This is a genomic window from Dictyobacter formicarum (assembly GCF_016587435.1).
Window position 1 is genome coordinate 56,587 of sequence record NZ_BNJJ01000010.1, and the last position, 13,387, is coordinate 69,973.

General features: G+C 54.3%; 15 protein-coding genes. 8 read left to right on the forward strand and 7 right to left on the reverse strand.

From position 1 onward, the window contains the following. Nucleotides 1-69 precede the first annotated feature (69 nt). A complete protein-coding gene (locus JMI88_RS18295) occupies nucleotides 70-1,362 on the reverse strand; it encodes an alpha/beta hydrolase (RefSeq protein WP_201363374.1) in 1,293 nt (430 codons plus the stop codon). A gap of 269 nt (nucleotides 1,363-1,631) precedes the next feature. Here JMI88_RS18295 and JMI88_RS18300 point away from each other — a divergent pair, with 269 nt between their 5' ends. The 3 genes from JMI88_RS18300 (at nucleotide 1,632) to JMI88_RS18305 (ending at nucleotide 2,668) form a co-directional block, all read left to right on the forward strand. After that, a complete protein-coding gene (locus JMI88_RS18300) occupies nucleotides 1,632-1,904 on the forward strand; it encodes a hypothetical protein (RefSeq protein ID WP_201363375.1) in 273 nt (90 codons plus the stop codon). Beyond that, nucleotides 1,897-2,019, forward strand: coding sequence for a hypothetical protein (locus JMI88_RS40140; protein WP_268906002.1), 123 nt, complete (start codon nucleotides 1,897-1,899; stop codon nucleotides 2,017-2,019). The genes JMI88_RS18300 and JMI88_RS40140 overlap by 8 nt, the downstream gene beginning before the upstream one ends. A gap of 250 nt (nucleotides 2,020-2,269) precedes the next feature. Continuing rightward, entirely contained in the window at nucleotides 2,270-2,668 is a 399-nt protein-coding gene (locus tag JMI88_RS18305) for a PPOX class F420-dependent oxidoreductase (RefSeq protein WP_201363376.1), read from the forward strand. Nucleotides 2,669-2,831: 163 nt separating this feature from the next. On the opposite strand, the gene JMI88_RS18310 is transcribed toward JMI88_RS18305, so the two are convergent. After that, nucleotides 2,832-3,407: a TetR/AcrR family transcriptional regulator gene (locus JMI88_RS18310; protein WP_201363377.1), complete on the reverse strand. Its 576-nt coding sequence runs from the start codon at nucleotides 3,405-3,407 to the stop codon at nucleotides 2,832-2,834. A 165-nt stretch (nucleotides 3,408-3,572) separates the two neighbouring features. Here JMI88_RS18310 and JMI88_RS18315 point away from each other — a divergent pair, with 165 nt between their 5' ends. The 3 genes from JMI88_RS18315 (at nucleotide 3,573) to JMI88_RS18325 (ending at nucleotide 6,430) form a co-directional block, all read left to right on the forward strand. Beyond that, nucleotides 3,573-4,853, forward strand: coding sequence for a YbfB/YjiJ family MFS transporter (locus tag JMI88_RS18315; protein WP_201363378.1), 1,281 nt, complete (start codon nucleotides 3,573-3,575; stop codon nucleotides 4,851-4,853). Between the two features lie 120 nt (nucleotides 4,854-4,973). Further along, nucleotides 4,974-5,582: a PadR family transcriptional regulator gene (locus tag JMI88_RS18320; RefSeq protein ID WP_201363379.1), complete on the forward strand. Its 609-nt coding sequence runs from the start codon at nucleotides 4,974-4,976 to the stop codon at nucleotides 5,580-5,582. 269 nt (nucleotides 5,583-5,851) lie between these two features. Then, a complete protein-coding gene (locus JMI88_RS18325; protein ID WP_201363380.1) occupies nucleotides 5,852-6,430 on the forward strand; it encodes a histidine phosphatase family protein in 579 nt (192 codons plus the stop codon). 71 nt (nucleotides 6,431-6,501) lie between these two features. Here JMI88_RS18325 and JMI88_RS18330 read toward each other — a convergent pair whose 3' ends face one another. Continuing rightward, the gene (locus JMI88_RS18330) at nucleotides 6,502-7,821 is read right to left on the reverse strand and encodes an FAD-dependent oxidoreductase (protein WP_201363381.1); all 1,320 of its coding nucleotides are present in this window, start codon (nucleotides 7,819-7,821) and stop codon (nucleotides 6,502-6,504) included. Between the two features lie 329 nt (nucleotides 7,822-8,150). On the opposite strand from JMI88_RS18330, the gene hisS reads away from it, so the two are divergent. Next, a complete protein-coding gene (gene hisS, locus JMI88_RS18335; RefSeq protein ID WP_201363382.1) occupies nucleotides 8,151-9,473 on the forward strand; it encodes a histidine--tRNA ligase in 1,323 nt (440 codons plus the stop codon). An 81-nt stretch (nucleotides 9,474-9,554) separates the two neighbouring features. Here hisS and JMI88_RS18340 read toward each other — a convergent pair whose 3' ends face one another. Further along, a complete protein-coding gene (locus JMI88_RS18340; RefSeq protein WP_201363383.1) occupies nucleotides 9,555-10,409 on the reverse strand; it encodes an aminoglycoside 6-adenylyltransferase in 855 nt (284 codons plus the stop codon). A gap of 181 nt (nucleotides 10,410-10,590) precedes the next feature. On the opposite strand from JMI88_RS18340, the gene JMI88_RS18345 reads away from it, so the two are divergent. After that, nucleotides 10,591-10,905 (forward strand): RNA recognition motif domain-containing protein, encoded by a 315-nt coding sequence (locus JMI88_RS18345; protein ID WP_201363384.1) that lies wholly within the window; start codon nucleotides 10,591-10,593, stop codon nucleotides 10,903-10,905. 322 nt (nucleotides 10,906-11,227) lie between these two features. Here JMI88_RS18345 and JMI88_RS18350 read toward each other — a convergent pair whose 3' ends face one another. From JMI88_RS18350 to JMI88_RS18360, 3 genes are read right to left on the reverse strand one after another with little or no spacing between them, the layout of a single operon-like run. Next, complete coding sequence (locus JMI88_RS18350; protein ID WP_201363385.1) at nucleotides 11,228-12,376, reverse strand: RNA-guided endonuclease InsQ/TnpB family protein; 1,149 nt, start codon at nucleotides 12,374-12,376, stop codon at nucleotides 11,228-11,230. Next, nucleotides 12,373-12,957 (reverse strand): IS607 family transposase, encoded by a 585-nt coding sequence (locus tag JMI88_RS18355; RefSeq protein ID WP_236022962.1) that lies wholly within the window; start codon nucleotides 12,955-12,957, stop codon nucleotides 12,373-12,375. The genes JMI88_RS18350 and JMI88_RS18355 overlap by 4 nt, the downstream gene beginning before the upstream one ends. A 55-nt stretch (nucleotides 12,958-13,012) precedes the next feature. Next, nucleotides 13,013-13,333 carry a YciI family protein gene (locus tag JMI88_RS18360; RefSeq protein WP_201363387.1) on the reverse strand — a complete coding sequence of 107 codons (321 nt, stop codon included), beginning with the start codon at nucleotides 13,331-13,333 and terminating at the stop codon, nucleotides 13,013-13,015. Nucleotides 13,334-13,387: the final 54 nt, after the last annotated feature.

The following is a 13,387-nucleotide window of genomic DNA, read 5'->3' on the forward strand; positions in this document are numbered from 1 at the left end:
GTCCTTCCCACTCGTAAAAGCGCCCGCAAGGGGCGCTTTTACGAGTCATTTTTCATATGGTTTTTGTGGTTATTGATGTTGTTTGATCCAGGTGCTGATGTCGTTGATGACCTGGGTGGTGACGTGGTTGGCGATTGTGTAGGCGACGGGCGTGGCTTTGTGACCGGGTTCAGAGGGCATAAAGAGGTGGTAGAGGTCGGGATATGCTTTGAAGGTTACGTCGGTGCGCTGGCTGAGCGCTTGTTGCCATAGATGGAAATCCGCCTGTGTCACCTGATAGTCGTTTCCGGCCTGCAAGATCAAGAGCGGCTGGGGAAGATGGCGGGCTACCTCTGCGGGATGGTAGTTGCGCAGGTCGAGCCAGTAGGCGGCCGCCACGTTCAGGGGCAGATCCGAGGCGGGCGTGGCTGGTGTGAGCTGGGGATCTTTGACACGGGCCACCTTCCTGGCCAACTTCTCCAGTTGTTGCTGTTGTCCTGGTGTCTGGTCACTGAGCGAGGCAATATAGGTTACCAGGTCTAGCATGATATCTTCGAGCGGACGCGCTGGGCCGGCCATGATGATCCCCCCGCATACCATGGAGGCGGCTGGAGCACTCAAGATGCGTGGCAGCAGATAGCCACCCAGGCTATGACCAAGCACGAAGAGCTGCTGGCCATCTATCTCAGGGCGCTCGCATAATAGATCGAGTGCCAACAAAACATCCTCAATGACCTCCTGCTGCACCGTAAACGTAGAGGCCAGAGGGGAGATTTCCGCAGCATATACTTTCGTACGCTTATCATAGCGCAGGACCGCAATGCCGTTGGAGGCCAGTCCCCAGGCCAGATCGCGGAAAGGCTTGTTGGGCGGGGTTGTCTCATCGCGATCATGAGGACCAGAGCCATGCACCAGCACCACGGCAGGGAAAGGCCCCGGGCCGGTCGGCAGCGTCAGCGTGCCGGGCAAGGCCCACTCGCCGGAGCCAATCTGGACCTCTTGCTCCATGAAGCGATCAACTGTGGCGTATGGCGGCGGCGTATACTGCGGGTTGGCTTGCTGCTCCAGCGTCCCCACAGGCGTCATCGTCAGGCCAATGATTTTCATTTCAGGATTGAAGATCAGGTTAATATCGAATGGCATCTTCGCGAACGCACAGGTCACTACCTCAACGGACATCTGGGGTGTCTGTACGGTGTGAATGAACATTTGCTGCTGAAACGCGCCCAGTTGCTGCTCAAGAGAGCGCCAGTTTGCTGCCAGCTGAGCAGCCAGTAAAAACGGTTTTATCGATTCTGCCGCCAAAGCCTCCACCTGCGGAAATTGCCCCTGCGCCAGCAATCCAACGACATGTTGGGCCTGCTCACTGGTCGTCATATTCATAGTATTTGTGTCCCTCTATGTAGTCCATATAGATCAAAATAATACATAGGTCAAATAACAGAATATATGTTACCGATTGTACTATAACACTTTATCGGGAAGAGGTTAAGGGGAATTTTACATTAGTTGTCTATGCCGAATAATGGAACGTTTTATTTGCTCGCTTATAAGCATGCGAAAGGTTGGAGCATACAGTAGGAGCATAATGATCTATAATAGATCAAGCTGTATGTGTATAGCGAGACTATAGTATCGAGGAGAGCGGAATATTGTCTAAAACTCCAGAAATTATAGTGCTGCAAAAAGAGGATACTGTTGTGGCAGGCGAGATATTGGAGCAAGCGTTTGCCAATGATCCTCTGAATGTATATACCATTCCCGATCCCGCCACGCGTCGCACCCTGTTTAACTGGCTTTTTACGCAACTGGTGCGTGCCGCGAGTGTGGTGTATACGACCAGTGGACAGATCAATGGAGTCGCGGTGTGGATACCACCACAAACAAGTGAGGCTACCCTGTTATCTAGAAACCTTTGTGGCTGATAACGTCCGATTCTATCAGCATCATGGTTTTCAGATTGTGGCTTCCGGCAAAGATCCGGGCAGCCTGATCCCGTTCTGGTCCATGATGCGTGGTCCACGACAACCAGGGGACTAGACGAACGCAAGCTCGACTGCCCGGATGGACAGGCCCTATGCTGTGCTAATGAGCAGTGTTTATGCAGAAGTAGCAGGCTATACTTCACAGTACAAGGGTTGCTTAGCGTTTTTGGTGGGCAATAGCACATACCAGATTAGCTATATGGTGGTAAGTAAGAAGCATTAAAAATAGAAATACAGGATCGCAAAGGTTTCGCCAGATGGAGTATGGCGAGATGATGCATAGTTATAGAGTAGCGAGGTGAACATTGAGTAAGTTTTCAGAGACAGAGTTAGCGTATTTGCAGTCACAAAAGCTGGGTAGGCTAGCGACTGTGAATCAGCGTGGCGAGCCACAGGTCGCAGCGGTCGGCTTCCGTTATAATGCGGAGCTCGATACCATTGATATTGGCGGCTACGACATGGAGACGTCGCAGAAGTTTCGCAATATCGCACGCAACGGTCTGGCATCTTTTCTGGTAGACGACGTATTGCCGCCATGGAAGACGCGGAGCCTGGAGATACGCGGGCATGCCGAGGCCATCCCCGAAGGTGGACCGGTCCTGCGTGCCGGTATGAGTCCCGCTTTGATACGTATTACTCCCACGCGCATTATCTTCTGGGATGCAAGTGCTGAGCCCCAGGTAAGCTCAAGGCGCAATGTATAATCAAAAAAAAGCGGATCAACATACGGTCCTGCACAGTAGCGCCCCCTTTGACGAAGCAGGTCGCCGTTGGCATAGCAGGCGACCTGGAGCGGATTAAAGTCATGGGCCTCTGGAGACTTGTGTTCAGGCTTTTGTCTCCCAGTGCGCCCTCGATTGAAAATCGTTAAGGCTGGATTTGTTGGTCGATGAGTTGGGTAGCCAGGGGTTTGAGTTGGGAGGTGGGGCCCGTCGCGCCGAATGTGGAAACGGAAGCCAGCGCGCCGTTGATCAGGAGCATCAATTGATCGGCTAACATTTCGGGGTCGCTGGCACCAGCCTGCTGGCTTAGCTGCAAGAGACGTTTTTTGAGGGCAAGCTTGTGCTCAACCGCATGACGGTGGACAGAATGCTCTTTGTCAGAAAACTCAGCCAGCGCATTTAAGAATGTACAGCCACGGTAGTCGGGTTGCAGCAGCCTGGCGACAACGGTATCCACAAACGCCAGCAACTGTTCCCGGGGCGACCCTTCGTGCTGCACCAGGACCTCATCATACTGCTGCCAGTAATCATGTTCTTTTTCATCCAGGTAGGCTGTAATCAAATCCTCTTTGGTGGGAAAATGCCGATAGAGCGTCGCCTTCCCTACGCCTGATTGCTCAACAATGGTATCAACACCGATCGCCCGAATACCTTCTCGATAAAACAAATCCGTTGCCACATCCAGAATACGCTGGCGTGCAGACGATGGAGCCGCAGTCATTTTTTTCCCTCTCTTGACACGGAACAGAACTGTCTTGTATCATTTGCTTTGTAAGGAGACAGAACTGTTCTGTCTCGTGATATGAGTATAGCACCAATGAGCGCAATCAGCAAGCTCTCAATGGTTCAGTGTATTTCAGGAATGCGCTTAAGAGGAGAAATAAGGATGTTTAGCTTTGCAAAAAGCCTTCCGGAACAACAAGGCCAGGCGACTGAGGAAGAGGCGACGAGGTATCAGCACGCGTTAAGCTGGTTTACGGGCTGGGCTGCTTTTGTCTTTGCTACGCTGCTCGGCTTTGCCCGGCTGTCCTATGGATTGCTGTTGCCCGCGCTAAAGGCGGATCTACATGTCACATATAGCACACTGAGTGGGGTGGCGACCTTGAATTTTGTTGGCTATCTACTAGGGACGCTAGGGATGCCGTGGTTGCTGGCGCGCATCAGGAATCAGCAGCGGTTGAACCTGCTGGCTTTGCTGGGGACTCAGGTCACGATGGTTGGCGCCGCCTTGAGTATGAATAGCTGGCAACTAGGTGCCTGGCGACTGTGCAATGGCCTGTTTGCTGCCATTGCCACCGTATTGACGATGACGCTCTCGCTGGAATGCATCTATCCACGTGAGCGTGGGCAGGCCTCTGGTATGATCTGGATGGGAGGCGCGCTAGGACTGATGCTTTCTGGTTTGATTGCCCCACCCATCATTGCGGCTGGGACCACGCTGGGCTGGCGATTGGTGTGGCTGGTAATGGGTAGCGCAGGCATTATCGCGGCGCTGGGCTTCTATATGGCGAGGAGTCGACAAACGATGCGGCGCCCGGTCATTAAAGGCATGGATAGCAGTGTAGTGAGTGCAGAAAAGACGTCTATCTGGCTGACCCTACGGCCGCTCTTTCTCCCCCGGCGTTTGCTCTGGCTCTCCCTGACCTTTCTGGGATTTGGCGGTGGCTATATCACCTACTTTACGTTTTTTATTTCCTTGTTGACTCAGCAAGGTGTCCCTACCCTTTACGCTGGTTTTGTGTGGGCCGCGATTGGCCTGGCGGCGTCCGTGAGCTCCTGGATCTGGGGTCGCTTGCTTGATCGCCGGCCAAGCGGTTTCACGCTGGCGCTTCCTCTCGCACTGGGTGTGCTAGGATCGCTGGTCGTACTGACGAATATGCCACTGATCGAATACATAGGAGCGGCACTGGTCGGGCTCTCGGCCCTGCTGGGTCCACCGCTGATGATCACGGTTCTGCTCAAGCGTGCCGTGCCAGATAGCGCATATGCTATCAGCTACAGCACGCTCACAGCCCTCTTCGCCACTGGCCAGATCCTTGGTCCCTTGCTGGGTGGCCTTGTTATTGGCTGGCTGGGCTTGCAGGCCGGTATTGCCAGCAGTGCCCTATTGTTAGGTCTCGCTGCACTCTGCGCCTGTGGCTATGGATGGGTACAACGCGAGAAGTAAATCAAGAGGGATAGCGCCAATGAGCTTGACGCTCACGCGTGGCATTTCTATAATAAGTTTCATACAGGTGCAGACAGGTTTTATCAGGTCTGTGAGAAATACTGTCCGGGGGGCGTTGGAATGTATGAATTAATTGTGCTATCCCTGCTGATGCGTTTTCCGCTGCATGGCTATCTGATTGCGCAAATCGCCAATGACATGATCGGGCCGTGGGCAAAGATCAGCAACGGCACGCTGTATCCTTTGCTGAACCGCCTGGAGCAGACCGGCTTGATCGCGCGTACAAGCGACGCGCAATCTCCTCATAATGGGCAGAGCGAGCAGCAGGCGCGCACATTTACGATCACCGAGTCCGGGCGCAAACGCTTCTACCAGGTCATGATGGACACCTCCTCCAACATCGGAGACTACCAGCGCATATTTCACCTCAAGGTGCCTTACCTGGACCTGCTGCAAGCGCGCGAGCGCCTGCACCTCTTGAATCACTACCTTAATTACTGCCAGGCCTGCATCCTGCACCTGAAGACCCATGCAGGCAACCTGATGCACGAGATCGAGGAAGACCACGCTGTTTTCCGCGAGCTGGCCCTGCAATCCATGCAGCACCGCGAACAGCTCTGGCAGGTCGAAGTGGATTGGGTCACGCAGTTGCGCACGCTGGTGATCGCCCAGATCGAGAGCGTAGGCACGAAACAAGCCATCGAAAGCAACAAGAAAAATGATTTGTAGGTGCAATTGTGCTTCAACGGGCAGGATTCTATATCGACTATATATGTCGCCATTGCTGTCATCGACCGGCGTGGCGAGCAGCTTTACTATAGCAGAAGCAAGCGGCAAAAGATCTGTCCAAATGGTCAGTTATCGAGAACAGCAATAATCTATACACCCAGCATTTTCTTGTTGTTTTATTTTCTTTGTATTAAAATGGTTGTAATATGCGGAATTGAAGCCGGGTGTGTTTGGGTATATTTTTTGAGATTGAGGGTAGGAATGAGCATATGTTAACTTTATTTTATTCTCCTCATGCCAGGAGTGTTGATAATGAGCTTGGACGCGGATCGGGTTTTGCTGATGTGCCGCTTTCGGTGGCGGGGCGTACGCAGGCGGCTGAGTTGGGACGGCACTATGCGGCTGAAAAGTTGGATGCAGTGTTTTGCTCGGATCTACAGCGGGCGGCGGTGACCTCGGCGATTGCCTTTGGGAGACGTGGGCTGCCAATTGTGCTGGATGCGCGACTGCGCGAGTGTGATTATGGCAGCATGACGCAGTATCCGGTCGCCCAGATCGATGAGGGATTCAGCCGGTACATTACGGAGCCTTTTCCGGGCGGCGAGAGCGTGTTGATGGTGGTGCAGCGCGTGGGATCCTTCTTGCGTGAGCTGATGCGCGAATACGATGGTAAAGCGGTTGCTGTGATCGGGCATCGCGCCACCAAATATGGGCTTGCCTACTGGTGTAGCGACATCCCATTGGAAACCCTGGTCCTGTCTCCCTGGGAGTGGCGCGACGTGCCCATCTGGCGCTACGAAGTGCAGGCTCAGAAGTTGAAGCGAGAAGTTGTTGTACATGCGGTCTAGCAGGGATGCGCTCCTGAGTGTGGTTAATAAGGAACGCATCCTTTTTGTTATCAGTGCGTGGAAGTCCCGCTCTACTCTGGCTCGTGAGTGCCAAACATTTTTTGCTTGAAGAAGGGGACCGCGCTACAGAGCCGGAACCAGGTCCGGGCCGCGCCGCGCTCGAGACGGCTGTCGGCAGTGGCACGCCGGGTATTGCCCAGCGTCTCACGGACCGCGTCAAAGCCATGCTTGATCATGCCAGCCTCGTAGTCATGGATGCCAGGCAGCAGCTGGACCTCGCCGCGCTGCACGGCCGCCAGCGTGCTTGCGAGCGAGCTCGCATCGCGCAAAGCCATGTTTGCCCCCAGACCTCCTACCGGAGTCATGTTGTGGAGGGCATCGCCCAGCACGGTCACGCGCGAACTTTCCCAGGGCTCAATCGGGACCGAAGACTTGAGCCTGAGCGGCGCCACATTGGCCGGGTCTGAATCAGAGACCAGTCGGCGCAGATCGGGATGCCAGCCTTTGATCATTTGTAGAACCTGCTTCTGCAGGGGCAAACCGGTCAGCTCCTGTGTGCCCGCGGGATAAGCATTTACATGAGCAATAAAGGCCCACAGGATATAGTTGCTGGTATCGGCAAAGAGCAGCTCGGGGTCCAGGCCAGCGGCTTGCAGGTTGCTGCCCACGCCACTTAATTCGTCTCGAGAGGCATATGTGTGGTCAAAGACCGCATTGAACATGAAATATTTTTTAGGGGGCATAACGATATTCATGCGCGTCCGCAACGGCTGCGGGAGCCAGGCCCGCGTCTCAGGCGTCAGCATCAGCTTACCACCAACGGCCAGCGCATCCGTCTCAATGCGGCGCGTCTGAGGCAGATACTGTTTGCACACCCTGGAATTCGCGCCATCCGCCCCCACCAGCACATCTCCTGTGGCCGAGCTGCCATCGCTAAAGAAGGCCGTCACCTTGCCCTCCGGTTGCAACTCGTAGCGCTCAAAGGTCTTATCGAAATGCACCACATCATCCAGGCCAGCCAGCAACAGATGGCGCAAGGCAATGCGGCTCACCGGATACTGTCCATTGACCGGATTGGCGTCCTTCCCGGCCAGGCGAGCTTCCGAGACGACCAGTAGATCCTTTAACTGCTCGGTGATAAAGCCAAAGCCAGCACTCGACCTGCCAGCCGTAGCCAGAAAGGCCTCCCACAGCACTGGAGGCAGGCACTCATGCAGCGAGCGGCTCCCCACCGCATCGATATGGATACGATAGCCCCGTAACCAATCGGTCGGGGTGGGATTGCGCTCATAAACCGCCACACTGACGCCAGCGCCCTTTAAACCCTGGGCCAGACATAAACCACCGATTCCACCACCAATCACAATGATATGTAACGACGAAGATGACATGGCCACGCTCCTTCTTGTGATAGCAAGAATGAAAAATGCGCATCACGCTCAAACCAAGCCGCAAAAAATCCTACGTAAATGATCGGGCCACTTACACGTTCTATTAGTACGTCTAATAGACATAGAGTATTCGATCTACCTGCATTTGTCAAGGTGGGGAAATGATCGGCAGGTTGTTGTTCTCATAGATGGATGCATTTTTCTTTCTTTTTCTACCACAAAAATATTTGTGCGTAACGTGTAAGGTAGAGATAACATACCTATCTTGCCAGGAAGCAGTAAACGGTCTAGAATAGGCTCAAAAATACATAGAGCATAGAGGTAGTGGTATGACCAAAGTGAGTGGCTTCGTCGAGTGGTTGCCGGAGCAACGCATAGTCGAACTGCAATGGCTGGACGAGATTCGACGAACTTTTGAGAGTTACGGATTCTGCTCAATCGAGACTCCATCCGTAGAAGAGATCGACGCCCTCTTAGCCAAGGGCGAAACGGACAAAGAGATATATGTCATCAAGCGGCTGCAAGGCGAGGGAGACAAGAGCGAGGCGCGTCTCGGACTGCATTACGATCTCACGGTTCCCCTGGCGCGCTACGTGGCTGAGCACTACAATGACCTGGTATTCCCTTTCAAGCGCTACCAGATCCAGCGCGTCTGGCGCGGCGAGCGGCCACAGGAGGGGCGCTACCGCGAGTTCTATCAGTGCGACATCGATGTCATCAACAACAATACCGTTCCCCAGCACTTCGATGCCGAAATGCCAGTGATTGTGTATGAGATATTCAAGCGCCTGGGCGTCCAGAATTTTCAGATGCACATCAATAATCGCAAAGTGCTGCAAGGATACTTCGAGGGTCTAGGCATTGAGGACACTATTCCTGTACTCCGCATCGTCGACAAGCTCGATAAAATCGGCCATGACGGAGTCCGGGTACAGCTGCAGGAGCAGCTTGGCATGTCGGAAGAGTTGGCGGAGCGCTGCCTGGCGATTGGCAAGATCTGCACGTCCGACCTCTCTTTTGTAGAGCGCGTGCGCGAGCTAGGAGTGCAATCCGAGCTACTCGACCAGGGACTGGAAGAGCTCCAGTTCGTCATGAACGAGTTGAGACATGTTCCTGAAGGCGTCATGCTGGCCGACCTGTCGATCGCTCGTGGCCTCGACTACTACACCGGAACCGTCTACGAAGGCAAGCTAGCGGATTTCCCCGCATTTGGCACCATTTGTTCGGGGGGACGCTACGACGACCTGACCGGCTCATTTATCAGCCGCAAACTGCCCGGTGTTGGTATCTCCATCGGCCTGACGCGTCTTCTGGCCAAACTGCTGGCCGAACAGAAATTACAGATCGGGCCAAAGAGTCCCACGCAGGTGCTGGTCGTTTTTCCCTCGGAAGAGCGGCGCGCCGAAGCGGTCCAGGCCGCCAGAACACTGCGTGAGCGTGGCCTCAACGTCGAAATGTATCCAACGCCAATCAAGCAGGCGCAGCAACTGCGCTACGCCTCACGCAAAGGCATCCCATACGCCTGGTTCTTACCCTATGGCGAAAAAGGGCACGAAGTCAAGAACATGGTAACCGGCCAGCAGCAGGAGGTTGACCTGGCTACCTGGCAGCCGACCGAGCAATCCGGAGTCAGCGAAGCCGAAGCACGCTGATTTCGTATAGCCTTAAACAAACACAGTTGCACGATTGAGATGTTGGTGCGTGGCAACCGAGGCGAGGCGCCATAGTGGCTGCTATTCGGCGCGCCCTGCCAGCATCTCGCGGGCAAAGCTGATCCAGGCGAGCAGAGGATGACGCTGCTCGTGGTAATCCGGTGACCATTGTTGGCCCAGGTCGTCAAAGAGCACGCAACTTTGTTGGACGCTGTCGAGGATGCCAGCGGCGGTAAAGGGATGTGGCGGTGCGGCATCCAGTTGAGCGATGAAGGCGTTTCCTTGTCCGCCAGCGCGATGATGGCTGGTGCCGGTAGCTCGATCACGCAACACCATCGCCAGCACACAGGTATCCTGCAGCAGCTCCAGAGCCAGGTGGGTCGCGATCAACAGATCACCGCGCATAACCTTGCTGGTCGTCAGCATGCCCTTGAACCAGAAATCGTTGCACATCTGCTCAAACTGCTCCTGCGTCAGTTCCGAAGCTGGCAGTGGTCCGAACGTAGCCCTGTCCAGCGCCTCGTCTACCAGGGATGAACGCGAAAAGAGCGGTCGGAGCGCCTCACTCTGGAGGGGATGAGCCTCGAAGGCCGACTCCTCCACAAACGCGCAATCGAAGCGCCGGAAATCGGTAAAGCATACGCGTGTGGTATTCATATAGCCGTTAGACGACTGGCTAAACGTGTACACCTCGCCCAGCGGCGCCAGCCAGTGCAGGGAGGGGAAGAACTCCCCCAGGGTCCCATCCGCCACCACAATGGTGACATCGACGTCGCTCCACGTATCTGCCTCGATCGTAGGATTGGCGCAGGAGCCTTTCAACAGCAGGGCCCGAACCGCCTCATGCGCCTCGAACAAAGCCACCAGATCTTGAATAGCCTGTGCCTGCCAGAGACCGGTCTGGATCATCATAATCTGTCCCTCTTTTTTTGTCACAAGGATACTCTTCCGCGCCAGGTTTGCCAAGTGCATTACATTTGAAGATGTGGGGAATAAGCCATCTGGCCTGCGTGTTTATATAAGTATATGACATCGCAAAGAATTGGATCGCTTCTGTGGGAAATGGTTTCTCCGGGCAACAATGAGTAGAAAGATGTCCACACAGGAGTAAATAAGTATGAGATTATATGTTGGGGGACTTCCCTATCAAACAACCGAGCAAGAACTTGTAGACATTTTTTCACAGGCCGGACAAGTTGTCGAGGCCACGGTCATTATCGATCGTGAGACAGGGCGCAGCAAAGGCTTTGGTTTTGTCGAAATGGGTTCCACTGAAGATGGACAATATGCCATTGAGCGCCTGAATGGAACCATGGTAGGAAACCGCACGATCACTGTCAGCGAGGCGCGTGAGCGCCAGACGTCGGGAGGCCGAGGTTTCCAGCGCAGAGACCGATACTCGAACTCGAACTATCGGAGTGAGCGCTACTAAGTTCCGCTATCCAGCAGAATAAAGCAAACGTTCAAAAAAACGAAGAAGGTCAGCCATATGCTGACCTTCTTCGTTTTTTTGTTTTATAAATCGCATACCTGGCCCGAAAATTGCTACAGTTTTTTTATACTTTCATGAGGCTCAGAATCGTAAAGAACGGGAAGTGATAGCCGTTCTATGAAACTTACCCAAATATGGACACGCCATACTCAGCGTTCATTTCCTGCTTCATCCAGGGCAGTTTCACTTGCTCTCACGAGCAAGCCAGCGCTCCTCTGTCCACAGGCTTGCATTCCGGCAGAACTTGCCGTACTCCTCTTCGTTATCCTGCCGCCTTGAGTGCGAGATTGATGGCAGCGTTCAAGTCGCGATCGATCACGTAGCCGCACTCCGCACAATGGAAGAGGCGATCGGACAGCATGAGATCCTCGTCAATCCAGCCACACCACGAACACGTCTTGCTCGAAGGCTCCCATCGAGACACGGTGTAGACCAGCGAGCCCACCTGTTTCGCTTTATATGCTAGTTGCCTGCGAAACTCGGACCATCCCACGTCCGTGATGGCTCTGCTCAACTTCCCATTTTTGACCATGCCACTCACCTGTAGATCCTCCAGCACGATACACGTCGGGCGCTCCTGATCTGGCTTGGTTTTCGCGACAATCAGCGAGGTCACCTGGTGCAACGTGTCTTTGCGGAGGTTGGCAATATGGGCATGCAACCGAGCGAGCTTGCGCGCCGCTTTCTGCCGATTTTTGCTGCCCTGCTGTTTACGAGCATGCTGACGGCAGCGCCGTTTGAGTTGCTTGAGATGCGATCCGAGCGCTTTCGGGTTGGGAAACACACGACCATCCGAGAGCGTCGCCAGCGCTTTGATCCCTACATCGATCCCGATCGTCTCTCCGAGTGCGATCCCTGGCTCGGCGTGTTCCTCTTCAAGTTGTACCGAGACATACCAGCGCCCGGCCCGTTCCGACACGGTGGCAGAGAGAATGTTCACCGCTGTGGTGGGAAGATAGCCGCGTTCTTTGAGACGGAGCGTGCCTAAGCGTGGGAGTTGTATCCAGTTCTCACCGATATGAATGGCACCAGTCAAGCGGAAACTGCCAATGCCGCGTTTTTTCGACTTGAAGCGAGGAAAGCCGAGCTTGCCACGAAACGTCCCCTGCTTCTTGCGTTGACAGCGCTTCCAGAAGTGTCGAAACGCTTTCTCCAGATCTCGCAAGCTTTCTTGAGGCGCGGCCTTGCTGACCTCATACATCCAGGGCAGTTCTGTTTGCTTGAGGGCATTGAGTTCTTTATGCAGGCTCATCGCGTTGGGCGCTTTGCGCCCGGCCGCCCGCTCTTCTTGATAGCGGCGCAGGCCCCAATTGTATGCATAGCGGGCAGCACCCGCATGCTTGAGGCAGGCGGTCCTTTGCGCATTGTTGAGCTTGAGCTCCGTTTGGTACCCGCGCACGACGAGCGTCATGCTTCTTCTTCCTCCATCTGCTTCTCAATACAGGCTTTGATCTGCGCCGCCCGACGTTTGCTGTTGCCCCGACCATAGATGCGGGCAGCCATACTGGTGATCACGCTCACAAAATCATCGACCAGATCATCGGTGGTGTCGCCAGGGAAAATGACTTCGACGCGCCTGCCTTCATTGGCCAGTAACTGTTCAATATAGTGATAGCCAAAGCGCGTCAGGCGATCACGGTGCTCAATCACAATCGTCCCCAGGCTCTGATCTTGCAAGAGCTTGCTCAACTTCGGGCGCTGATCGTTGAGCCCGGAGGCGATCTCTGTCACTTCTTTGGCGACCTGATACCCACGTGCGAGCGCATAGGTGCGTAAACGCTCCATCTGACGCGCCAGATCTTCTTTGTGATCAGCAGAGGACACCCGCGCATACAAAGCAATACGCCCCGTCGGGGGAGCGACCGCTGGTTGATCGCGCACGATCACGGTCCCCGTTGCTGTTTGATAGGCATCGAGGTGTCCTGCTTTATACCATCTCCATGCCGTTTTGTAGGAGATGCCGTGTTGTTTGGCATACTGGCTTAACTTCATGGGCATATTTTACCATAGAGTGTCCATGCCTGTCAACAAAATAAGAGGGGCGCGATCAAGGGGTTTCCGTGACTTCGGCGCCGTCGAAGTAGCTGATGTGGTAGGGGTGAACCTCATAGCTCATGACGCCACGCGTGACGCAGGGGTCGTGCTGCATCATTTCATGGGCTTCTTCTAACGACGCCGCCTCAAAGATCGAGATGCCAAAGGCGCGGTCGAGGCAGGGTCCGATCAGATAGAATTTTCTTTCCTGGACTGCCTGGTCCATGAAGGCAAAATGCGCTTGCATTGCCTCTGCCTCTGCGGGCAACATTTCTTCCGTAAAGCCGGAGCGGGTGGGGCGTATCATGGCAATAAAAGTCGCACGTTTCTCCATTTGTAGAACCTTTCTCAATCAAAAATAGTGCTATTGTTAGCGTATTCTATTGAC

Coding starts and splice junctions, on each gene's coding strand:
- JMI88_RS18345 (WP_201363384.1), top strand. CDS start 10,591: ATGAGATTATATGTTGGGGGACTTCCCTATCAAACAACCGAGCAAGAA.
- JMI88_RS18315 (WP_201363378.1), top strand. CDS start 3,573: ATGTTTAGCTTTGCAAAAAGCCTTCCGGAACAACAAGGCCAGGCGACT.
- JMI88_RS18355 (WP_236022962.1), bottom strand. CDS start 12,957: ATGAAGTTAAGCCAGTATGCCAAACAACACGGCATCTCCTACAAAACG.
- JMI88_RS18330 (WP_201363381.1), bottom strand. CDS start 7,821: ATGTCATCTTCGTCGTTACATATCATTGTGATTGGTGGTGGAATCGGT.
- hisS (WP_201363382.1), top strand. CDS start 8,151: ATGACCAAAGTGAGTGGCTTCGTCGAGTGGTTGCCGGAGCAACGCATA.
- JMI88_RS18360 (WP_201363387.1), bottom strand. CDS start 13,333: ATGGAGAAACGTGCGACTTTTATTGCCATGATACGCCCCACCCGCTCC.
- JMI88_RS18325 (WP_201363380.1), top strand. CDS start 5,852: ATGTTAACTTTATTTTATTCTCCTCATGCCAGGAGTGTTGATAATGAG.
- JMI88_RS18310 (WP_201363377.1), bottom strand. CDS start 3,407: ATGACTGCGGCTCCATCGTCTGCACGCCAGCGTATTCTGGATGTGGCA.
- JMI88_RS18350 (WP_201363385.1), bottom strand. CDS start 12,376: ATGACGCTCGTCGTGCGCGGGTACCAAACGGAGCTCAAGCTCAACAAT.
- JMI88_RS18320 (WP_201363379.1), top strand. CDS start 4,974: ATGTATGAATTAATTGTGCTATCCCTGCTGATGCGTTTTCCGCTGCAT.
- JMI88_RS18295 (WP_201363374.1), bottom strand. CDS start 1,362: ATGAATATGACGACCAGTGAGCAGGCCCAACATGTCGTTGGATTGCTG.